This window comes from Dyella telluris, assembly GCF_014297575.1.
GTDB classification, from domain to species: Bacteria; Pseudomonadota; Gammaproteobacteria; order Xanthomonadales; family Rhodanobacteraceae; genus Dyella; species Dyella telluris.
Window position 1 is genome coordinate 1,838,734 of sequence record NZ_CP060412.1, and the last position, 21,138, is coordinate 1,859,871.

Genomic DNA, 21,138 nt, shown 5'->3' on the forward strand with positions numbered 1-21,138 from the left:
CGCGGAGCGTCGTGCCGCTGCGCGGCACATCCTTCATTGCCCTTAGGTGGTTCACGTTGAACATCCCCTGTCGCTCGTCCTCTCCCGTTCGGGAGAGGACTGGGGTGAGCACTGAGGCGAGAGCTGTTTGAGCCTCGCACGGTGCGAAACACCCCCTGTAGGAGCGCACTTGTGCGCGACCGCAGCGTCATGTCGATTCCACTCCGTCAGGTGGTCGCGCACAAGGTGCGCTCCTACAGACAAGCCCGCATGCGTCACTTGTGCAAGCCAGCTCACCCAAATGACGCGCTTCGGTACATGGCGAACCGAACGCTGTTACATCCCGGGGTGGTAGGTGCGCTCCACGTGACCGCGCAGATCTTCCGGCCAGAAGTACACGGCGCGCAGGTTGCCGGTGGTGTAGCGCTCGGCCTCGTCGTTGAAGTGCGGTGAATCGGGATGGCCGCTTTCACCGCCGGCGGTGATGGCGCGCGCGCGCACCTTGTCACCGAACTCCACTGCCGCCACGAAACTGTTGCCGCTGGTGCCGTAGTAACGGCGTGTTCCCGGCCACCGATGCGCGCCGAAGGAGGCGAGCGAACCCCAGCGTGACGACGTGAACGGCACCGGGATGCTCGGCTTGCCGTCATCGAAGGGCTGCTGCAGGTCGCCGTTGAGGCGCTGGTAGCGGTTCACCTCGCCCCACGGCACGCCCCAGCTGCCGAAATCCTTTTCCAGACGGTCGGCGGCTTCCGCCAGCGCGCCAAGGCGCGCCTTCGGGCCCGCGCGCTCGGCCATGATGTCGTACACGGAGAGCCCTTCGGACACGTCGGACTTGTCCACCTTGTCCCACAGCGTGTCGCCCCAGAACACCGCCAGCGAGGTCGGCATGGAGGCGATGCCCCAGCGATAGTCCCAGCCGCGCAGCAGCGCGATCGGCCCGGCCAGTTTCGCCTTCAGTGGATCGTTCGACGGCAGCGCGTCGTAATCCTTCACCAGGATAGGAACCTGTCGCGCGAAGGCCGGCAGGTACGAGTCGAACGCGGCCGTGATGAGGGACGGCAGGGTGAAATCGTGCCTGCCGCTCAACACCATGGTGGCGTGAATGCCGCGCGGGTTCTCGCCGACGCTGTCCATGTAGCGCGGATAGTCTTCGCGCTTCGGGCTGTCCGGACCGGCTGCGGAATACGGCCAGTCATTGGTGTTCATGATCCAGCCGTTGGCGGGATTGAGCAGGTGCGGCGCGGCATCCAGCGGCAGCAGGCCCTGCCAGTCGGTGGCCGGATCGCTGCCGTCGACGGGCTTCGTATAGTCGAAGCGGTTGTCGCGTTTTGGGATGAACTGCGGATGCAGATAGGCGATCTCGCCCTTGTCATCCGCGAAGATGGTGTTGTTCGACGAGTTGGCCTTGAGCTCGGCGATCTTCATGAAGCTCTTGAAGTCGGTGGCCTTGGTGCGCAGCCAGCTCTGCTCCAGCGCTTCCAGTGGCTTGTTCATCAGCGCAGTGGCGATCCACTTGCCGCCCTCCTCGCGCACCACCGGTCCGTGATGCGTGGCGTAGGTGTTGAACGTGCGTTCGCCCATCGCCCCATCCGCCTTGCGGTAACTGATGGTGATGGCCCGCGTGCTCACCGGGCGCACGTCCTTGCCGTAGCGATAACCAAGCTTGTCGCCGTCATGCACGATGGTTTCGGCAAACTCGTCCACCACGTCCGCCGTGGTCGAGGTATGCATGAAGCCGATGTGCGGGTTGAAACCCTGGTAGATGAAGAACTGGCCCCAGGTCACCGCGCCGTACACGTTCAGGCCCGCATCGCTGGACATCTGCAGCTCGGAGCGGAAGAAGAACGAGGTGTGCGGATTGATCAGCAACAGCGCGTGGCCATCCGCGGTGAGTTTCGGCGCGATGGCGATGCCGTTGGAACCGGTGGGCTCCACCCAGCTGGACGGCGTATCGACGAAGGCCACCGTCTCGGTGGGCTTGCCGTAGAACGCCTGCAGCTCTTTCAGGGAGACACGTTCGATGTCGCCACCGATGCTGCCTTCGCTGAAGCTCAGCGCCATCCACGGCTCGAAGTGCGTGATGACGCGCGGGTGTACGTCGGGATGCGTGGCGAGGTAGAAGTTCAGGCCATCGGCCCAGGCATCCATCAACTCGCGCAGCCACGAAGGGCTTTTGGCGTAGAGACGCTTGAGCTCGGCGGGATCGATCCACAACTGCTGGCGAAGATCGGACCATATCGCCTTCTCGCCCTCGGCCTTGGCCAGCCAGCCCAGCGAGTTGAGGTAGTTGGTTTCGACGCGGTTGAAGTCGTCCTCGGCCTGCGTGTACGCCATGCCGAACACGGCGTTGGCGTCCGTCTTGCCGTGCACGTGGGCGATGCCCCAGTCGTCACGGGTAACGGTGACGGCGGCGGACTCGGCTTTCCAGCGGGCGTCGTCGGTGCTGGCGGCGTGGGCCGCAGAGGCGACAGATAGGCCGCCCATCACGGCGAGAGAAAGGATCTGCCTGGTGAAGTATCTGGTCATTTTGACTCTCTCGTGGCACGTCATTCGTGCCCATGGGCTGACTCACGACTCCCTACATCGTCATTCCTGCGAAGGCAGGAAGCGCCTTTCAACAGCCGAAGGGCTGGTCATCCAGCGCCTTGGCTTTCGCCGCCCCCAAAGGCGCTGGATCCCGGCTTTCGCCGGGATGACGGTGAGGAATATGCATACCGCGCCTGGGTCGCGCCCTCAGGGCATCGCGAAACTATTATTCGCCCGATCCGCATCCGGCAACTTATGCTCCGGATCCAGCGTCAGCGTCTTGATGCGCTTGCCCGTGTGCAACGCCAGCTTCGGCGTCGCGCTCTGGCGCCAGGTTTCCACCGGCACGCGCACGTCCTCGTGGCTGCCATCGGCATAGTCGACGCGCAGGGTGGCCGGCATCACCAGCTTCTGCCGGCTCACCAGCGACACGGTGACGCCCTTGGCGGGGTCGTTGTCCACATAGCTGGCGCCGGTGAGCCCCATGTCGAGCTGCCAGTTGTTGAGATACCAGCCGCGCCACCACCACGACAGATCCTCGCCCGCTTCGCTGCTCATGAAACGGAAGAAATCGGACGGGGTGGGATGGTGGTACGCCCAGGTGGCGATGTATTTGCGGAAGGCCGGATCGAAACGCTCTGGCCCCAGGATCTGCTCACGCAACAGCACCAGGCCCAGCGCACCCTTGAAGTAGCTCACCGAGTGGCGGTACTTCTCCGACACGGAATCGGCCGGCGCCATCAGCGTGGGCGCATTGGCATCGGCCAGCACCGGCAGGATCTCGTCTACGGGGTTGCCGCCCTTGGGCGCGTACTCGCTGTCGCGCTTGGGGGCGAACTCGCCCTTGTTGAAAGCATCCGAAGCGTACACGTCGATGAAGGTGTTGAAGCCCTCGTCCATGAACGCATGGCGGCGCTCGTTCGAACCCACGATCATCGGGAACCAGCCGTGGCCCAGTTCGTGCGCGGTGATCCAGAACAGCATCGGACCCTTGTCTTCGTAGCCGTCGAACACGATGCCCGGGTATTCCATGCCCGCGCCGTGCCCGCCGAGGTTCACGGCCGCCGGCCACGGATAGGCAAACCACTTGGCCGAGAAGTGCTCGATGGCGCCCTTCACGTATTCGGTGGAGCGATTCCACGCGTCCTTGCCCACGCCTTCCACCGGGTATACCGACATGGCCAGCGAATGCTTGCCATCGGGCAGGTTGATGCGGGCAGCGTCCCACACGAACGCGGGCGAGGCGGCAAAGGCCACGTCGCGGGTGTGCTCCATATGGAAACGCCAGGTCTGCGTGCCGCTCTGCTTCGGATGGCTGGAGGCGTCGTTCACTTCCTGCGGCGAGCGGATCATCACCGTGCTGTCGCTCTGCGCCGCCTGCGCCAGGCGCTTCTGCTGCGTGGAGGTAAGTACCTCACTGCTGTTGGTAAGCGCGCCGGAACCAGCCACGATGTAGTTCCACGGCACGGTGACGGCATAGTCGATGTCACCGTATTCCAGGTAGAACTCCGAGCCGAGATAAGGCTGCGTATCCCATCCGCGCAGGTCATCGTAGACGGCCATGCGCGGGAACCATTGGGCAATCTCGTAGATGTCGCCGTTCTTGGTCGGCGTCACCGCCGTGCGTCCGCCCCAGGTGCCGGGCACCGTGTAGTGGTAGCGGATGCGCAGCTTCGCCTGCTTGCCGTTGGCGCCCAGTGCGGTGGCCAGGTCCACGCGCATGCGCGTGTCGTCCACGAGGAAATGCACGGGCTTGCCGTCCACTTCCACCACGTCGATCTGGTAGCCGTCGGTGAAGTCGTTGCGCGGACGTGGCGAGCTGAGCGAACCGCGCGAATCGCGGCGGTAGATGTTCTGGTCCAGCTGCACCCACAGCACGTCCAGCGCGTCGGGGCTGTGGTTGGTGTAGCTGATGGTTTCATCGCCGCGCAGTTCGTGCTTCGCGGGGTCGATGCTCGCCTGGATGGCGTAGTCCACGCGGTTCTGCCAGAACTGCGGCCCCTGCTTGCCGGCGCCATCGCGGAAGGCATTGGGCGCATCCGGCAGCGAGAGCGGCGCAAACAGCGCCTGGGGGTCGAAAGCGGCGTCCGTGCCGTCGGCGAAGGCCGGAGCGCAGACCGCGCCAGCCGCAAGCAGGCCCGCCGCAACGGCGCAGGCCAGGACGAGTTTCTTCATCAGGCGTATTCCTCAAGGCTCCCCGGTACAGAACCCGACACTATAGGCAGGCGCCCCCCGAAGGAACCGGGCCAGTGGTCATGGGCGGCCCCGCAGCTTCGTGCGATTCCCGGCCGGGGTCGTGCCGCCGAGGCGGTACAATGGCCGCATGAGCACCCCCGAACACTCCCCGCTCGGCAAGACCACGGTCTACGCCGACCGCTACGACCCCTCCCTGCTGTTTCCCATCCCGCGCCAGGCCAAGCGCGACGAGATCGGCGTGTCCGCGCCGCTGCCGTTCCATGGCGAGGACATCTGGAACGCCTATGAGCTGTCCTGGCTGGATACGCGCGGCAAGCCGGTGGTGGCGCTGGCGGAATTCCGCGTGCCGGCCACGTCGCCGAACATTATCGAATCGAAGTCGTTCAAGCTGTATCTCAACGGCTTTTCGCAGGAGCGCGTGGCCGACCGGGGCAACCTGATCGCCACCCTGGTGCGCGATCTCTCCGCTGCCGCCGGAGCGCCGGTGGAGGTCGCCCTGACCGATGCGCAGGCGCAGGGCCATGCGGTGACCGACCTGGACGGCATGCTGGTCGACGACCTGCCGGTGGACATCGACGATTACGGCCCGCCGCGCGCGGACTATCTGACCGCCGACAAGGCCCAGCCCGAGGTCGAGCAGACGCTGGTGTCGAACCTGCTGCGCTCGAACTGCCCGGTGACCGGCCAGCCGGACTGGGGCAGCGTGCAGATCCGCTATCGCGGCGCACCGATCGACCCGGCCGGCCTGCTGCGCTATCTCGTCTCCTTCCGCAACCACAATGAATTCCACGAGCAGTGCGTGGAGCGCATCTTCGTGGACGTGATGGCGCGATGCCGTCCGCAGCAGCTCAGCGTGTATGCGCGCTACACGCGGCGCGGCGGGCTGGATATCAATCCGTATCGCAGCACGGGCACGGAACACCCGGGCAATCCACGCGGCGCACGCCAGTAACGTGCGCGCGTCGTTAAGAGGACGTCCACGCAACGGCGCGCAGTAACCGCAGCTTCATATCGACCGGGCTAGCCTCCTTCGAACGAGGTGCCCGGCACTGCGAAAGCGTCGGTCGGGTGTGCATCCGCCACCAGCCACGGGGTCAGTCATGAATATCCAGGCTCGTAAAACGGCTTTGTACTGCGCGACCCTTGCCGGACTGCTTGTACTCAGCGCGTGCGGCAAGAACCAGGAATCACCCGGCACACCATCGGCAGCACCGGGGAGCAGCGCTCCCGCACCCGCTGCTCCCGCGCCCACCACCACCGCTCCGCCGACACCGGCGCCCACCAGCACGGCACCCGCACCGGAGCAGACCACGGGCAAGGCTGCCAGCGTGAAGAGCGGCGGCGAGATCAAGGTGGCCGCCGTCACCATCGGCAGCCAGGTCGATGCCGGCCATGCGATCAGCAGGGAACAGCGCCAGTTTGCACCGGAAGACAAATCCATCTACGCCAGCGTCGCCACCACCGGCACCAGCGACAACGCCACGCTCAATGCGAAGTGGAGCTACATCGAAGGGCAGGACGAGACCTTCAGCAGCACCACCGAGTCCATTGCCACCGATGGCCCCGCCGTGACCACATTCAAGGTGCAGAATCCCAACGCGTGGCCCAAGGGCAAGTACAAGGTGATCATTTCGCTCAACGGCAAGCAGGTGGCCTCGGAAGGCTTCGAGGTACGCGGCTGATCGTTCCCGCGACAGCGAATGAAAAAGGCGCCCGCAGGCGCCTTTTTCATTTCAGGGCGATGCACCGCCCGGGTGCGCCTGTTACAGCGCCCGCTTGAAGCGATGCATGCGCACGCCGGCAATGACCTGCAGGATGCCGTAGACCAGCGCGGCTACGCCGATCCAGATCGCCACGGTCAGCAGGCCCGCCACCGGGTAGGCCACCAGCAGCCCGCCGAGCACAATGGCGAGCACGCCGCTCAAGGCGATCATCCATTCGCCCTGGATTTCCTTGCGCACCCGGAAGGCGAACACGATGCGGTAAACGCCGGCCACGATCAGCCATGCGGCGAGGAAGATCAGCAACACGTTGACCACCGCCAGCGGATGCCAGAGGGCCAGCAGGCCGAACACGATGGAGGCGAGCGCATACAGCACCAGCCAGCCGCGCGACACCGCCACGTGACGGTTGAACAGGGCGAACAGGCTGATGACGCCCTCGGCCAGCGCCATGATGCCGAACGCCCAGGTCAGTGCCACTACCGTGCTTCCCGGCCACAGGATCGCGCTGATGCCGAACAGGATGGAGATGACGCCGTAGATCACCAGCAGCCAGCCGGTGCGGCTGACGCCACGCTGCAGGAGGGAACTCATGGTCGCGATACTCCTTGGATGTTGATAGACGAACCGGTGCGGCTCGCAGCCTCGCGAGTAGACACCATTGGCTCGAACCGGCCACTGGGCTGGCTCCCCTTCGTCGCGCGCGGCGCCGAGACGCCATCGACGCATCTTCCATGTCGACGCGGCGCGAAAGTGGTCTCAGTCAAGGACATACAGGCATGAACCCACCCGACCTGCCGCAACACCCAGGGCACGCGTGCTTAACCTACAGGCTGATCGAATCGCTCCCTGCAATGCGCATTGCATCCACCCGACACCCAATGAGGATCAGTCATGAATCAAGACACCATCCAGGGGAATTGGAAGCAACTCAGCGGCCAGATCAAACAGCACTGGGGCAAGCTCACCGATGACGACCTCAAGGTCGCCGAGGGCAACGCCGAGTACCTGTCAGGCAAGCTGCAGGAGCGTTATGGCATTGCGCGCGACGAGGCCATGAAGCAGGTCAAGGCCTTCGAGAAAGAGATCCGCCACCACTGATCGACCCATGACCATGGCGCGCCCGTTCCACCGGACGGGCGCGCTTTCGATACCTGCGCCGGGCCCATCACTCTTGCGCGCAATAGAGTTCGAACAGTCGCTGCATCAGGGCATGCACGCGATCGTCGCTGATCGCGTAGTAGATCGACTGTCCCTCGCGGCGCCCGGACACCAGCCCGTCGCGACGAAGCAGTGACAGGTGCTGCGACACCACGCTCTGCGCCAGCCCCAGCGCCTCGGCCAGGCCGCCGACCGAACGTTCGCCATCGAGCAATTGGCACACCAGCATCAACCGGTTGCTGCTGCCCAGCGCCTTGAGCACGCTCACGGCTTCGTCGGCATGGCGTTGCATGGCTTCCAGGCTGACCGCGGTTTTGCCGGATGTTCTGCGTCGCGTCGCCATTACATGGTGTCGAGCGGGATCTTGAGGTACGCCGTGCCGTTGTCTTCCGCCGGAGGGAACCTGCCTCCGCGCATGTTCACCTGCACGGACGGCAGCAGCAGGCGCGGCATGGACAGCGTGGCGTCGCGGGTGTTGCGCATCTGCACGAAATCCTCCTCGCCCTTGCCTTCACCCACATGGATGTTGGAACGCCGCTCGTCGCCCACCGTGGTTTCGTGGGTGAACTGGTCACGGCCCGGCGCCTTGTAATCGTGGCACAGGAACACGCGCGTCTCGTCCGGCAAGGCAAAGATGCGCTGGATGGAGCGATACAGCGTGCGCGCATCGCCACCGGGGAAATCGCAGCGCGCCGTGCCGTAGTCGGGCATGAACAAGGTATCGCCGACAAAGGCCGCATCGCCGATGAAATGCGTCATGCAGGCCGGCGTATGCCCAGGGGTATGCATGGCCACGGCGTCGATGCTGCCCAGTCGATAGCGCTCGCCATCCTGGAACAGGTGATCGAACTGGCTGCCGTCGCGCCGGAACTCGCTGCCCGCGTTGAAGACCTCGCCGAAGGTCTCCTGCACTTCGCGGATGTGCTCACCGATGGCGAGCTTGCCGCCCAGCACCGACTGCACGTAGGGAGCGGCAGACAGGTGATCGGCGTGCACATGCGTGTCGATCACCCATTCCACGTCCAGTCCCTGTGCCTTCACGAAGTCGATCAGCGCGTTGGCCGAATCGCGCCGCGTGCGGCCCGACACCGGATCGAAGTCGAGCACGCTGTCGATCACCGCCGCCTTGCGCGTGGCCGGATCCCATGCGACGTAACTGAAGGTATTGGTGGCCTCGTCGAAGAAGGCCTTTACGTCAGGTCGTTGCACGGTGGCTGCCTCGCGTCGAAGAACCCTGATTGGAACGCATCGGCCAGCGCGATGCCAGCCACCAGCCCAGCACCATCATGGCGACCAGCAGCCAGACGGAAGCCACGCCACCGGCGAGCGAGGCCAGTGCAGGCCCCGGGCAGTAGCCGGCAATGCCCCAGCCGATGCCGAACAGCGCTGCGCCTATCAACAGGCGCGCGTCGATGTGTTGCAGCGTTGGCACATCGAACGATGCCTCGTAGCGTGGCTTGCGCGCGCGCCACACCAGGCGGTAACCGATGGCGGTAACGGGCACCGCGCCCGCCATGACGAACAGCAGGCGCGGATCCCACGCGCCGCCCACGTCGAGGAAGCCAAGCACCACGGCCGGATGCGTCATCCCGGCGATGCCCAGTCCGACACCAAACAACAGCCCAGCGATCAAGGCCATCAGCGCTTTCATGCCGGCAACCCTCCCAGCCAGTGGCGAACCACGGCTACCGTCAGCATGCCCAGCACCATGAAAACGGCGGTCGCAGCGATGGAGCGCGACGACAGGCGCGCGATGCCGCACACGCCATGACCGCTGGTGCAACCGCTGCCCAGCCGCGTACCGAAACCCACCAGCAGACCGGCCAGTGCCATCCACGGCCACGCCACCTGCGGCGCGCCCAGACCGTTGTCACCGCGCACAAGCCACAGGCACAGCGGCGACATCACCAACCCGGCGACGAACGCAGCACGCCATGGCCAGTCACCCGCGCCTCGCAGCAGGCTGCTGGCAATGCCGCTGATGCCGGCGATGCGGCCGAGCATCGCCATCAGCCACACCGCGGCCAGGCCGATCAGGATTCCGCCGAGCAGCGAAAGCAGCCAGGGATGCATAAAGCACCTATATATTCATATATTCGATATTGCTAATATATTGCCCGCCGTGGCCTCACGCAAGGCAGGGACCGTCGCAGGAATGGCCATTCCACTCTACCCGGGCCCAGGACGACGCGCCGTCAAGAACGGCTAGAACGATTGCCTCAGGGTGAACCAGGTCTGCGGCGAACTGCCCGGCTCACGGCGGCCGGTGGGCACGGCATAACTCAGCCGCGCGCTGAAACCTCTGCGCTGCCAGCCCAGGCCGACGCCCGCACCCTGCAGCTCCATGCGGGTTGCGGTGGCCTCGCCCTTGGCGCGCAGCTGGCCCTTGCCGACGTCATAGAACGCCTCCATGGAGAAACCCGGCAGGCCGCGCGGCAAGTACGACATGCCCAGTGACGCCACGCCGCCGCTGTCCACCGAAGGCGCATTCTGGTTATAGGCCCGCACCGCGCCGGGGCCGCCGAGCGACATGCGCTCCGAGCCGTCCAGCGCCCGGCTGGCCCACTGGCCTTGCAGCTGTGCGGTGGCCACGAGCCGTGCACCCAGCCATTTCGACGCGCCGCCCGATGCCTCGAGCTTGGCGAAGTCCTGTGCGTGGGTTTCCTTCGCGGTGTAGCCCATGGAACGGTCGATGTCGTCGGCGTCCATGCGTCCGGCGCCTACGCCCAGGTTGTAGTTCAGCGCCATGTTGAGCTTCGAGAGTGCGCGCGAGGCATCGCCGCTCACGCGCGCCGAGACCACATCGCCCTCGCGCCGGCTTTCCAGCAGATCGCCGAAGCGCAGGTCATCCAGCTGCTTGTGCTCGACCGACAGCGACAGATCCATGTCGGCGCCCGGCTTGCGCAGCAGCGGCCGCGACGCGTAGACGCTGGTAACGCGGGCATGGCCCTTGCCCAGGCCATCGAAAATGCCGCCGAGCCGGTAACCCACTTCCGAGTACGCGGCACCCACGCGCAGGCCGTTGCCACCCACGGCGCTGTCGTACGACAGGCGACCCACGCGCGTCTCACCGCCCTGTTGATCGCGGGGCTGCAGGAAGGTTGGCGTGCCGATGGCAAGCAGTTCCAGCCGGTCGCCATGGCCGAACACGTTGTTGATGCCGGCCTGCACACCGATGCGCTGCACACCGGAATTCTGCGAGCCCGCGTTATCCGCCATGACCAAGGCGTCCATGCCCGCGCCGCGCACCACATGCACCGTGACCAGGCTTCCGCCCTCCTCCTCGCCTTCGGAAAGCGAGGCATGCACCGCGCCCACCCCGGGCAGCTTGCGCACCAGCGCCATGCCCTGCTCGATATCCGGCAGGGAGCGGCTGTGACGGGCGAAGATGCGGTCCAGCAGGCTGTCGCTGATCGGCGACGCGTTGTCGATGCGCACGCGCTCGATGCGGCCACGCAGCAGCGTGAAGCGCACCACGCCATCGGCGACTTCCTGTGGCGGCAGCGACACACTCACCGGATTGCCGCTGAGCCGGTACAGCGCAAGGCTGATGACGCCGCGCAAGGCCTTGAGCTGCGACAGCGTGACCTCGGTTCCGCGCAGGGGCGCCACCAGGGCTTCGGTCTGCGCGCGCTCCGCGGGAGACAACTCGCCCTCGATCTGGATGTCCTTGATGGGGAACGCCAGCTCTTGGGTTGCCGCCACCGCCGGCGCGGGTGCCTGGAACGGATCATCCGCACTCGCGGCACGGTTCTGCGGTGCCACGGGCTGGGTGAGTTCCGGGTTCTGGCGCAGCAGGCTGCCCGAGGTGGTGAATTCGTCGGCGCGTGCATGGCCGGACAAGGCCAGCAACACCGAAGCATAGAGATAACCGGAGCGATGACGTCCGGTGGGAATACGGCAGATGAACATGGAGGTGAACCATCGGGCGCGCCCTGGGCGCGCGTCTGCAAACGTGCAGCGCGACGACGTGGAGCGGGCGATCACACAGCCAGCGCTTCCGTGATGCATCGTCCACGCGCGTGAACGAAGCGCCTGTCATGAAAAAGCGTTGCGGAGGCACTGGTCCCCCGCAACGCCACAAGGCAAGGCCGCCACTTGCCGGTCAACCCGATGCGCTTGCGCGCAACGTTGCCGGCCGGTGGGGCCCGCTCGATCAACCGCGGTAGTACGGCGGGTAGTCACCGGTCCAACGACCGTCACGCTGCAGGTACAGCATCATGCCGTGGTCGTCGATGGTGAACACATAGCCGTCCGGCGTGGTGTAGGTCGGCTTGCCCTGCGTGCTGGCCTGCGCATCGGCCTTGGCGCGAGCCTCGGCGTCGGCACGGGCCTGGGCATCCGCCTGGGCGCGAGCCTGGGCGTCGGCCTGGGCACGGGCATCGGCCTCTGCCTGCGCGCGGGCCTGCGCTTCCGCCTGGGCACGTGCCTGCGCTTCGGCCTGCGCGCGAGCGTCGGCGTCGGACTGGCTGTCGGTGGTGCCGCCGATGATGTGCTTCTCCACCTGCGGCGCGCTCAGCGTGCCGCCCACCGTGACAGAGCGACCGGCGATGTCGATGCGCTGACCGGCCTTCACGTTGCCCACTGTCACGGCGTCATTGGCGCTGATGGCGGCCATGCCGGCTGCGGTGGTGTTGGACGACGCGGCCTGCGTCACCCGCGAACCGGAAACGAAGGCGTTGCCCCGGGTGCTGGTGATGTCGCCGTTCTGGGTAACGATGGAGTCCTGCGATTTCCCGCTGCAACCGTAGCCGTTGTTCGAGCAGACGTAGTCGGTGTGCTGGATGCCGCTGACCCGCACGTCACCCTCGGCCTCGAGCTTGCCGTTGAGCTGGAGGTTCTCGGCGGCCACGTCGACGGAACGACCCTTGACGTTGGCAATCGTGCTCACCGGGCTGGCCGTGTTGTAGACGGCGCCTTCGTTGACGTACTTCGACTCGCGCTCGGCGCGGATGGTCACCTGCTGGTCGGCGCTGGTAGTCACGCCCTTGGCCTGGTTGATCGCACCGGCCACCAGCGTGGCATTGCCGTACTTGCTGGTGACGTCGGCCGTCTGGTTCAGCTGCCCGGCGTTGACGAAGAGATCGCCGCTGGCCACCACGGGGGCGTTCACGCTGACATGGTTGCCGCGAACGGAGGCCGCGCGCTCCGCGGTGATGCCGCCCTTCAGGGCAACGTCGCCGGCATCGGCATCCACCATCACCTGGCCGGTACTCGCCTTCAGCTGCGCGCCGTTCTCCACGGTGACGTTGCCGCCCTTGGCGGCGCTGCCCGGCATGACGCGTGCGGTGGACAGGTTGATATCGCCATTGGAGGTCAGCTTGCCGCCCGCGCTGACGCTGCCGTCTTGCGTGGCGCCGAGCACGATGGTGGCCTGCGGGCCCCAGTTGGCCTGGTTGGCTTCGATGGTGCCGGTGTTGCGCACCACGGTGTTCAGCGCATTGCCGGTGGCGGCGGCAGTGAGCGACACGGTGCCGCCCTTGGACACGATCACGCCGCCGTTGTCGGCCAGCGCGTTCACCGCAGCCTTGTTCAGCGTGACGTTGACGTCGGAGTTGTCCATGGACAGCGACACGTTGTCCGCAGCGGCCAGCGCCACGCCGGTGGCGTTGATCTGGCCCTTGTTCACGGCCTGCGCGCCCACCAGGGCCACGCCGTTGCGGGCGTTGATGGTGCCGGCATTGTTCACCGCGCCCTGCTTGCCATCACCCGACAGCTGCACGCGCTGGCCCGGACGGGCATTCATGAAATCCCCGTCGCTGATGTTGAGGGTGGAGGCCACCAGGCTGTCCACGTTCACCTGCGCGCCGGAACCGAACATCACGCCGTTCGGGTTCACCACGAACACGCGGCCATTGGCGTTGAGGGCACCGTTGATCTGCGTGGCGGTAGCGGAACCGGTGACGCGGTTGAGGATGGCCGACTGCGCGTTAGGCTGCTGGATATCCACCGACTGGCCGCTGGCGATATCGAAGTTCTTCCAGTTGACGATCATCTTGTCGCTGTTCTGCGAGATGGTCGTCCTGGCGCCGCTGGTATTGATCGAGCCGTTGCCCGCGGCGATCTGGCCCGAATCGAGCGCCCATGCACTGCCGGCGCAGCCCATGGCCCATGCCAGCACGGCCGGCTTCATGGCACGAAGTGCCGCGGATCCCTTGTTGTTCATCTGCAATTGCTCCTGCTTCGACTGCTTCAACCGGGCGCTCGCGATGCGACGCCCAGCACCCATGCCGACCCGTGGAGAACTTCCGCAGGCCGGCAGAACGAAACGGTGGTGATGGGTTGCATGCGCCGCTGACGACAAGCGCAACCGGGCACGACCGCAAGAATGTGCGCGCACCTTCGTGGATCGGCACGGCATGGGTCGATGAGAAATTGCTGAGTGTTGGCGCTACCCGACGGGATTCAGAGACATCCCGGCAGCGATGTGCTTGGCCTTCACGATGCGGGAGCCCGGAGCACTTCAGGAGCGTGAGGATGCGCCGGCTGTACGCGTTGCGTACTCACGCGCCATGGCGCGAGCACTGCGCCAAAGAAAAAACCCTGCCGGGCAACCGACAGGGTTTCATCCAGAACATGGCGCGCCCGGAGGGATTCGAACCCCCGACCAATGGCTTCGGAAGCCACTACTCTATCCGGCTGAGCTACGGGCGCATGAGCGATGCGCGTGGGCGGGACCGGGGTCCGGCACACGGCGGACGCGCAGTATAACGGAGTTGGCAGGCCCGCGCCGCCCCGGCTCGCGGCCCTGCCCCCGGTGGGAATAGGGCCGCAAACACAGGATCAACGGGCCTTGAGCAGCTCGGCCAGGCGATCGGGCTTGCCGGCGATGCGCTCCAGGTGCGGGTACTTCAGGCCGTCGTGGTAGTCGATGCGCAGCGTCTTGTACTCGTCGAAGTTCTTCACCAGCAGCTCCACCGGCTGGTTCTTGTCCTTCGCCGCCGCCGTCACCGCGTCCTTGATGGCGTCGCCCGAATACTCCTTGCCGTTCACCGCAATCACCTTCATGCCCGGCGACAGGCCAGCCTTGAAGGCGGGGCCGTCCCACAGCACATCGGCGATGTCGCCACCCTTGCCCATGGCCAGGCCCAGCGAATAGGTCAGGTTGGCACCGCCCATGCGGGCTTCCACGGCCTTGGCCACGTCCGACGGCTTATCGGTGTAGACCAGCTTCCAGCCGTTTGCCTCGAAGCCGCCGATCAGCGGACCGTGGCCGTCCAGGCGCTCGCGCAGGTAGCTGGCCCAGTCGTACGGGGTGATGTCGTTGAGCGTCTTCACCACGTCGTCGAAGGTGTAGGTGTTGACGTCCCACTCGCCGTTCTTCACGCCGAAGAAGGCCTTGGCGAAATCGTCGATTGAGCGCTTGTCACTGGTGAGGTCACGCAGCTTGCCGTCCACGTCGAGCCAGATCATCTGGCCGCCGGAATAGTAATCCTCGCTCATCTGGTAGTTGCGATACGGCAGCGGGCGACGCATCGCGATGATCGGGTCGTTGGTGGTGTCCTGGATATTGCGCCACTGCTGCAGGCCCGGGCGGCCGCGGTCATAGGTGGCGGCCACATTGGCCAGCATGTCCAGCGCCTGGTCCTGCTTCCACAGGCCCGAGCGGGCGGCCATCACGTAGCCCCAGAACTGGGTCTGGCCTTCGTACACCCACAGCAGGCTGTCCTGCATGGGCACGTTGAAGTTCGGCGTGGAGAGATCCGCGCCGCGACGGTACTTGCCGTCCCACGAATGGTTGAACTCGTGCGAGAGCAGGTCGCGCATGACCACGCTCTTGTCCCACTCGGTGAAATAGCCGGGGCTCACGCCGTTTTCGCTGGAGCGGTGATGTTCCAGGCCATTGCCGGACATCTTCTCGCTCAACGAGAACAGGAAGTCGTAGTGGTTGTAGTGGTGCGCGCCGTAGAGCTTGTACATCTGCTGCACGAGGTTCTGGTGCACCTTCAGCTGCTCGGGCTTGATCTCCAGGTACTTCGGATCGTCCGCCACGATGTTGAGGAACACCGGCGTCTTCGCGCCCGGGTCCAGGTCAACGCGCTTGAAGTACTTGCCGGCGTAGATCGGCGAGTCGACCAGGTTTTCGTAGTCGATCGGCTTGAAGGTCACCGTGTCGCCGCTGCGCGAGGCCAGCTCCAGCGCGCTGCCGTACTGCCAGCCCGTCGGGAAGGTCACGCTGGTTTCCGCCTTGATCTGGCGCGCGAAGTAACCGGCCGGATACAGCGACACCGAGTTCCACTGCAGGTTGAGCATTTCCGGCGTCATCACCACGCGGCCCTGGCGGGTGTCCTGCGCGGAGAGGAACTGGAAGTCCACTTCCACTTCGCTCGCGCCCTGCGGCACGTCCACGTGGAAGGCGAACACGTTGAGCGGATCGCGCTTCCACGGAATCACCTTGCCGTTCGCCTTCACCACCAGGCCAGCCAGCTTGTCGATCGAGCCGGTCGGCGAATGGTTGCCCGGCAGCCACTGCGGATACAGCAGCGTCAGCGGTCCCGCCTGCGCCGGCACCGTTTCGTGCACGCGGAACACGCGGTGCGCGAGATCGGTCGCGTCCACGTTGATCTTCAGCGTGCCATTGAACGGAATGTCCTGCGGTGCAGGAACATCGGCGAGTGCCGCGAAGCTGCCAAGGCCGATGGCCGTGGCGAACATGGCGGAAGCGAGGCGCGTTACTTTCAAGAGGTTCTCCCAAGGAATCGGATTCGTGCATAGCCGCTTGCTGCACGAAACATGAACCTCTGATGCTAGTGTGCGTTGACATGCCGCACCCCCTGCCATTGGTCATGGAAGTGCCTGAACTTCCCCTATCCGCAAAACGTGTCAAGGGTTTTACAGGCGTTAAAAACCCGTATCCTTTTCTTACCGCGATCCCCGCGCGGCCCCCGGCGACATTCCCCCTTGTTGTCGCTGCGGATCACAAAAATAGATGGAGCACTCCATGAACAAGACTCTGCTTGCGGCCGCTTTGGCCGTCGTTGCTGCTGCGCCTTTCGCTGCCAAGGCTGACGAAAACAACCAGCTCAACAACTTCTTCGTGGCCGGCAACCTGGGCCAGAGCAACTACCGCATCGGTGGCATCTCCGACAAGAGCGACGCTTTCTACAACCTGCGCTTCGGCTGGCGCTGGAACGGCATCGTCGGTGCCGAACTCGGCTACGCCGACCTTGGCAAGGCCAAGAACGACTACAACTTCGCCAGCACCTGGGCCAAGCCGCGCGTGGCGCAGCTGGGCGTGACGGCCAAGTACAACTTCTACAACAACTGGTACGTCACCGGTCACGGCGGCTACCTGCGTTCGCGCACCACTGCCGGTGTCACCGTCGGCAACGTGTCCGCCTCCGAGAAGAGCTGGAACAACGGCTGGTACGCCGGTGCAGGCGTGGGCTACGACGTCACGCAGAACGTCAGCCTGGCGCTGAACTACGACAACTACCACGTGAAGTACGGCCGCGCTGGCGCCAGCGAGTCGCAGGCCAACACCAACATCGCCGCGTACTCCGCGTCGGTGGAATACCGCTTCTAAGCAGCGGTTGGTGTGAGATGAAGAACGGCCGCGCAAGCGGCCGTTCTTCTTTGTGTGCGCAAGAGCTCGCCCATGTCGGCTCTTCTGTAGGAGCGCACTTGTGCGCGACCATCCAACGTAGCGGCATCGACATGGCTCCGCGGTCGCGCACAAGTGCGCTCCTACAGTGCCTGCATGGGCAATTCGCCCAACAAAAAGGCCGCTTTCGCGGCCTTTTTGTTCGCAGCGGGCGATCGCTTACCCCTGCTTCTCCAGCTTGCTGTGATGCATGCCGTAGAGGAAATAGATCACCAGGCCAATGCTCACCCAGATCAGGAACACCTTCCAGGTGATCAGCGGCAGTTCGGCCAGCAGCCAGATGGAGAAGGCGATGCCGATCAGCGGCACCAGCGGCACCAGCGGCGTGCGGAAGGAGCGCTGCAGTTCCGGCTTGCGCTTACGCAGGATGATCACCGAGGTGCAGATCACGATGAAGGCCGAGAGCACGCCGATGTTCACCAGCTTGGCCACTTCCTCGATCGGCAGCAGGCCGGCCACCAGCGCGGTGAACACGCCCAGCACCAGCGTGGGGCGATGCGGCGTGCCGTAACGCGGATGCACATGGGCGAACCAGCCCGGCAGCAGGCCGTCACGCGACAGCGCGTACCAGATGCGCGTGGCGCCGAGCATGAAGGCGAACAGCACGCTGATCAGGCCGAACACCGCTGACACCGACACGGTGAGCGCCACCCACTCCAGGCCAAGACCCTTGAAGGCGTCAGCCACCGGGGCGCCGGTATTGAGCGTGCTGTAGTGGGCAATGCCGGTGAGTACCATCGACACGGCGAGGTACATGGTCATCGAAATGCCCAGCGACAGCAGCACTGCGCGCGGCAGGTCGCGTTGCGGGTTCTTCGATTCTTCCGCCGCCGTGGTCAGCGTGTCGTAGCCGAACACCGCGAAGAACACCACCGCCGCCGCGGCAGCCACGCCCTGGAAGCCGAAGTGGCCGACACCGTCGGGGCCGATCACGTGCTCGGGAATGAAGGGCACCCAGTTGGACGGCTTCACGTAGAACGCGCCGATGCCGATGACCAGCGCCACCGCGGCCACCTTGATCGCCACCACCAGCGTGTTGAAGCGCGCGCCCCACTCGGTGCGGAAGATCAGCAGCGCCGACACGCCCAGCGTCACCAGCGCGGCGACCACATTGAAGACATGGCCTTCGCCGGTACCGATGGCGCCCTGCGCCCACACCGGTATGTGGATGCCCATGCTGGTCAGCGCCGACTGCACGTAGCCCGACCAGCCGATGGCCACCACGGCGACGATCAGCGCGTATTCGAGCAGCAGGTCCCAGCCGATCAGCCAGGCCGCGAGCTCACCGAGCACGGCGTAACCGTAGGTATAGGCGCTGCCGGTCACGGGGATCATGCCGGCGAACTCGGCGTAGCACAGGGCCGCCGCCGCGCTGGCAATGCCTGCGATCAGGAAGGAGATGGCCACGGCCGGGCCGGCGTTGATGGCGGCCTGCTGGCCGGCCAGCACGAACACGCCCACGCCGATGATGCCGCCGATACCGATGGCGGTGAGCTGCCAAAGACCCAGCACGCGGCGGAAATCGCCACGCTTGCCGGCCTCGGCCTGCAACGCCTCCACGGACTTGTGGCGCAACAACTTGTCGAAGAAACCCATCAGCTCATCCCCGGGAAAAAGAGTCTGCTCGATACCTTCCCGCGGCGCGGGCTACGGAAAGGTGTCGAACAGGCATGAGGCCCAGATCATAGCGAATGGCCCCGCCCCTGCCATGCTGCAGCTGCGCGGTAGTGCCATTGGTCCTAGCCGGGGATGGCCTTTTCGGAGCCTTCGCGGCCCGCCGAGGAAACGGCCAGCCAGCCCAGCGCCAAGGCACTGGCCAGCGCAACGGCCACCAGTGCCACCACCACGGGGCCGTCCAGATGCGGCACGCCGAACCAGCCGCCGCTGAGCAGAGGAATCGCCGCCGTCGCCAGCAGGCGCGCAAACTCCAGGCCCAGGCCGATGCGGCGCCCTTCGGTCAGCGCGCCCAGTGCCGTGAGGCTCAGCACGAGGAAAACGGCATAGCCCACCAGCTCCACGGCGGCCAGATGCTTGGCCAGATCCAGGAACTGCACCGCCATGCCCAGCAGCAGCGCGAACTGCACGAGGCTGTAGAGGGTGAGGCCGCGCGAGAGCGGCGGCAGGTAGCGCGTGCGCCCAATGTCGAAGTCCGGCTTGGGAAACCGTTGCGCCACATCCGCGGGGCGCCAGCCCGGCGGCTTCAGCCATACCCGCAGCTTGTCGCCCCAGCGGCGCGCGTGCCACGCATCCTTTGCCGTGGCCCAGTACACCTCGGCGTTGGCCCACAGCGGATTCCAGCTGCGCAGCGGCGAGCGGGTGCCGTACACCGGTGGATCGGTGTCGTCTTCCTCGATGAAGGTACCGAACAGCCGGTCCCACACGATCAGGATGCCGCCGTAGTTACGGTCCAGGTACTTGTCGTTCACCGCGTGGTGCGCGCGATGGTTGGACGGCGAACAGAACACGCGGTCGAACCAGCCCAGCCGCCCCACCAGTTCGGTATGCACCCAGAACTGGTACAGCAGGTCGATCAACGCCACCACCACGAACACTTCCAGCGGATAGCCCACGATGGCCATCGGCAGATAGAACAGCCAGCCCAGCAGCACGCCGCTGCCGGTCTGGCGCAGCGCGGTGGAAAGGTTGTAATCCTCGCTCTGGTGGTGCACCACGTGCGCGGCCCAGAGGATGTTCACCTCATGCCCTGCGCGATGCAGCCAGTAGTAGCAGAAGTCATAGACCAACAAGGCCGAGACCCACACCCACACGCTGCTCGCCGGCAGCGCGAAGATGGCCAGGCGCTGCACGCACCATGCATAGATGCCCAGCGTGAGCAGCTTGCTGAAGACGGCGACGATCTGCGAGATCACGCCCAGCCCCAGGCTGTTGATCGCATCGCTGGAGTGATACACGCGGCGGCCGCGCAACTTCGCCACCAGCAGTTCCAGCGCAATCAGCGCGAAGAACACCGGCGTGGCCCAGGTAATGATGACTTCCTGCGTATTCATCGCTGCTCATCGACTCCCGCGAACCGAACGCGCCAGGCACCACAACGCGGTGTAGTAGGTGGCCAGCACCCACAACCCCGACATCGGAATGACGAAGCGGAAGCGGTCCCACGCCAGCAGTGTATCGCTGAGCATGAAGATCAGGGCGCCGGCCATGGACCACTGCGCCGAACCGGCCAGTTCGTCCATCGCGTGTCGCCGCGCGCGCACCACGGCCTGCCCGCCCATGGCTGCCAGCACCAGCACGTAGACCACCACCGGCACGTGCAGGGCTTCCGGCAGCGACGGCCACAACGCCCACAGGTTGAGCGCGCCATAGGCGACGCAGGCCAGCATGCCCAACGGACGCTCGGCAAACCGGCTGTCGCCCAGCAGGGCCACGATGAAACACAGGTGCGCGAGCAGGAACGAGACCAGCCCCGGCACGAAGGCATCCTGCGGCAACATCAGGAAGACATCGCCGACCAGTGACGCCATCATGCCCGCCGCCATCCAGCGACGGTACCGAAGCGACACGGCCGGCTCGGTGCGCAGCACTGTCCAAAGGATCAGCAGGGTCGCGAGTGGCTTGCAGATCCAGTGCAGCCAGCGCCAGCCATCGATCTCACCCTTGGATGCGAACGTGATGCCCACGATGGCCCCGATGGCCAGCAGCGCGATCGCGACGTCGGATCCGCGCGACGAGGCGGGCCTCATCGTTGCGTTTGAAACGGCCATGCGTGGATTCCCCGATCCCCCAGAATCCCGGGATGGTAGAACCAATGGCTTCCGAGGCCCTGTCGCACCGCAAAAAATTGCTCCGTCGGCTGGCGCACCCCGGAAGGCCCGGTCAAAAAAAACCCTCTCCGGGGAGCCCCGGAGAGGGCTTGCAAGAAGCGGGTACGCCGGCGGGACGGCGTTTCCCTCTCCACCTTCCCCAAGCGGGGAAGGTCCTCCACAT

Annotated in this window: 17 protein-coding genes and 1 tRNA gene; 4 read left to right on the forward strand and 14 right to left on the reverse strand. The window is 65.4% G+C overall.

What is annotated here, in order from left to right; genetic code table 11:
- Positions 1-315: 315 nt before the first annotated feature.
- The gene (locus tag H8F01_RS08380) at positions 316-2,508 is read right to left on the reverse strand and encodes a penicillin acylase family protein (protein WP_187058543.1); all 2,193 of its coding nucleotides are present in this window, start codon (positions 2,506-2,508) and stop codon (positions 316-318) included.
- A 207-nt stretch (positions 2,509-2,715) separates the two neighbouring features.
- Positions 2,716-4,683 carry a M1 family metallopeptidase gene (locus H8F01_RS08385; protein ID WP_187058545.1) on the reverse strand — a complete coding sequence of 656 codons (1,968 nt, stop codon included), beginning with the start codon at positions 4,681-4,683 and terminating at the stop codon, positions 2,716-2,718.
- A 148-nt stretch (positions 4,684-4,831) separates the two neighbouring features.
- Here H8F01_RS08385 and queF point away from each other — a divergent pair, with 148 nt between their 5' ends.
- Together queF and H8F01_RS08395 are read left to right on the forward strand one after the other, a co-directional pair.
- A complete protein-coding gene (queF, locus tag H8F01_RS08390) occupies positions 4,832-5,656 on the forward strand; it encodes an NADPH-dependent 7-cyano-7-deazaguanine reductase QueF (RefSeq protein WP_187058546.1) in 825 nt (274 codons plus the stop codon).
- A gap of 148 nt (positions 5,657-5,804) precedes the next feature.
- Complete coding sequence (locus tag H8F01_RS08395; RefSeq protein ID WP_187058548.1) at positions 5,805-6,386, forward strand: hypothetical protein; 582 nt, start codon at positions 5,805-5,807, stop codon at positions 6,384-6,386.
- Positions 6,387-6,467: 81 nt separating this feature from the next.
- Here the strand turns inward: H8F01_RS08395 and H8F01_RS08400 are convergent, their stop codons facing one another.
- Positions 6,468-7,019 carry an HdeD family acid-resistance protein gene (locus tag H8F01_RS08400; protein ID WP_187058549.1) on the reverse strand — a complete coding sequence of 184 codons (552 nt, stop codon included), beginning with the start codon at positions 7,017-7,019 and terminating at the stop codon, positions 6,468-6,470.
- 300 nt (positions 7,020-7,319) lie between these two features.
- On the opposite strand from H8F01_RS08400, the gene H8F01_RS08405 reads away from it, so the two are divergent.
- On the forward strand, positions 7,320-7,526 hold the full coding sequence (locus tag H8F01_RS08405; protein ID WP_187058550.1) for a CsbD family protein: 207 nt from the start codon (positions 7,320-7,322) through the stop codon (positions 7,524-7,526).
- A gap of 67 nt (positions 7,527-7,593) precedes the next feature.
- On the opposite strand, the gene H8F01_RS08410 is transcribed toward H8F01_RS08405, so the two are convergent.
- The 8 genes from H8F01_RS08410 to H8F01_RS08445 form a co-directional block, all read right to left on the reverse strand.
- The gene (locus tag H8F01_RS08410; RefSeq protein ID WP_187058551.1) at positions 7,594-7,878 is read right to left on the reverse strand and encodes an ArsR/SmtB family transcription factor; all 285 of its coding nucleotides are present in this window, start codon (positions 7,876-7,878) and stop codon (positions 7,594-7,596) included.
- A gap of 50 nt (positions 7,879-7,928) precedes the next feature.
- A complete protein-coding gene (locus tag H8F01_RS08415; RefSeq protein WP_187058553.1) occupies positions 7,929-8,795 on the reverse strand; it encodes an MBL fold metallo-hydrolase in 867 nt (288 codons plus the stop codon).
- Entirely contained in the window at positions 8,782-9,237 is a 456-nt protein-coding gene (locus H8F01_RS08420; protein ID WP_187058555.1) for a DUF6691 family protein, read from the reverse strand. The genes H8F01_RS08415 and H8F01_RS08420 overlap by 14 nt, the downstream gene beginning before the upstream one ends.
- Complete coding sequence (locus H8F01_RS08425; protein ID WP_187058556.1) at positions 9,234-9,659, reverse strand: YeeE/YedE family protein; 426 nt, start codon at positions 9,657-9,659, stop codon at positions 9,234-9,236. The genes H8F01_RS08420 and H8F01_RS08425 overlap by 4 nt, the downstream gene beginning before the upstream one ends.
- Before the next feature lie 132 nt (positions 9,660-9,791).
- Positions 9,792-11,498, reverse strand: a complete 1,707-nt coding sequence (locus tag H8F01_RS08430) for a ShlB/FhaC/HecB family hemolysin secretion/activation protein (RefSeq protein ID WP_187058558.1) — start codon at positions 11,496-11,498, stop codon at positions 9,792-9,794.
- A gap of 244 nt (positions 11,499-11,742) precedes the next feature.
- On the reverse strand, positions 11,743-13,752 hold the full coding sequence (locus H8F01_RS08435; RefSeq protein WP_187058560.1) for a two-partner secretion domain-containing protein: 2,010 nt from the start codon (positions 13,750-13,752) through the stop codon (positions 11,743-11,745).
- Positions 13,753-14,163: 411 nt separating this feature from the next.
- Positions 14,164-14,240, reverse strand: a tRNA-Arg gene (locus tag H8F01_RS08440).
- A 129-nt stretch (positions 14,241-14,369) separates the two neighbouring features.
- Positions 14,370-16,268 carry a M61 family metallopeptidase gene (locus H8F01_RS08445; protein WP_187058561.1) on the reverse strand — a complete coding sequence of 633 codons (1,899 nt, stop codon included), beginning with the start codon at positions 16,266-16,268 and terminating at the stop codon, positions 14,370-14,372.
- A gap of 259 nt (positions 16,269-16,527) precedes the next feature.
- On the opposite strand from H8F01_RS08445, the gene H8F01_RS08450 reads away from it, so the two are divergent.
- Positions 16,528-17,112, forward strand: coding sequence for an outer membrane protein (locus H8F01_RS08450; protein ID WP_187058563.1), 585 nt, complete (start codon positions 16,528-16,530; stop codon positions 17,110-17,112).
- 237 nt (positions 17,113-17,349) lie between these two features.
- Here H8F01_RS08450 and H8F01_RS08455 read toward each other — a convergent pair whose 3' ends face one another.
- From H8F01_RS08455 to H8F01_RS08465, 3 genes are all read right to left on the reverse strand, one after another.
- Positions 17,350-18,786, reverse strand: coding sequence for an amino acid permease (locus H8F01_RS08455; protein ID WP_187058565.1), 1,437 nt, complete (start codon positions 18,784-18,786; stop codon positions 17,350-17,352).
- 143 nt (positions 18,787-18,929) lie between these two features.
- Positions 18,930-20,198 carry a sterol desaturase family protein gene (locus H8F01_RS08460; RefSeq protein WP_187058566.1) on the reverse strand — a complete coding sequence of 423 codons (1,269 nt, stop codon included), beginning with the start codon at positions 20,196-20,198 and terminating at the stop codon, positions 18,930-18,932.
- 6 nt (positions 20,199-20,204) lie between these two features.
- Entirely contained in the window at positions 20,205-20,894 is a 690-nt protein-coding gene (locus tag H8F01_RS08465) for a lysoplasmalogenase (RefSeq protein WP_187059214.1), read from the reverse strand.
- Between the last annotated feature and the right edge of the window lie 244 nt (positions 20,895-21,138).

Coding starts and splice junctions, on each gene's coding strand:
- H8F01_RS08405 (WP_187058550.1), top strand. CDS start 7,320: ATGAATCAAGACACCATCCAGGGGAATTGGAAGCAACTCAGCGGCCAG.
- queF (WP_187058546.1), top strand. CDS start 4,832: ATGAGCACCCCCGAACACTCCCCGCTCGGCAAGACCACGGTCTACGCC.
- H8F01_RS08460 (WP_187058566.1), bottom strand. CDS start 20,198: ATGAATACGCAGGAAGTCATCATTACCTGGGCCACGCCGGTGTTCTTC.
- H8F01_RS08400 (WP_187058549.1), bottom strand. CDS start 7,019: ATGAGTTCCCTCCTGCAGCGTGGCGTCAGCCGCACCGGCTGGCTGCTG.
- H8F01_RS08395 (WP_187058548.1), top strand. CDS start 5,805: ATGAATATCCAGGCTCGTAAAACGGCTTTGTACTGCGCGACCCTTGCC.
- H8F01_RS08465 (WP_187059214.1), bottom strand. CDS start 20,894: ATGAGGCCCGCCTCGTCGCGCGGATCCGACGTCGCGATCGCGCTGCTG.
- H8F01_RS08455 (WP_187058565.1), bottom strand. CDS start 18,786: ATGGGTTTCTTCGACAAGTTGTTGCGCCACAAGTCCGTGGAGGCGTTG.
- H8F01_RS08450 (WP_187058563.1), top strand. CDS start 16,528: ATGAACAAGACTCTGCTTGCGGCCGCTTTGGCCGTCGTTGCTGCTGCG.
- H8F01_RS08430 (WP_187058558.1), bottom strand. CDS start 11,498: ATGTTCATCTGCCGTATTCCCACCGGACGTCATCGCTCCGGTTATCTC.
- H8F01_RS08420 (WP_187058555.1), bottom strand. CDS start 9,237: ATGAAAGCGCTGATGGCCTTGATCGCTGGGCTGTTGTTTGGTGTCGGA.
- H8F01_RS08385 (WP_187058545.1), bottom strand. CDS start 4,683: ATGAAGAAACTCGTCCTGGCCTGCGCCGTTGCGGCGGGCCTGCTTGCG.
- H8F01_RS08380 (WP_187058543.1), bottom strand. CDS start 2,508: ATGACCAGATACTTCACCAGGCAGATCCTTTCTCTCGCCGTGATGGGC.
- H8F01_RS08410 (WP_187058551.1), bottom strand. CDS start 7,878: ATGCAACGCCATGCCGACGAAGCCGTGAGCGTGCTCAAGGCGCTGGGC.
- H8F01_RS08435 (WP_187058560.1), bottom strand. CDS start 13,752: ATGAACAACAAGGGATCCGCGGCACTTCGTGCCATGAAGCCGGCCGTG.
- H8F01_RS08425 (WP_187058556.1), bottom strand. CDS start 9,659: ATGCATCCCTGGCTGCTTTCGCTGCTCGGCGGAATCCTGATCGGCCTG.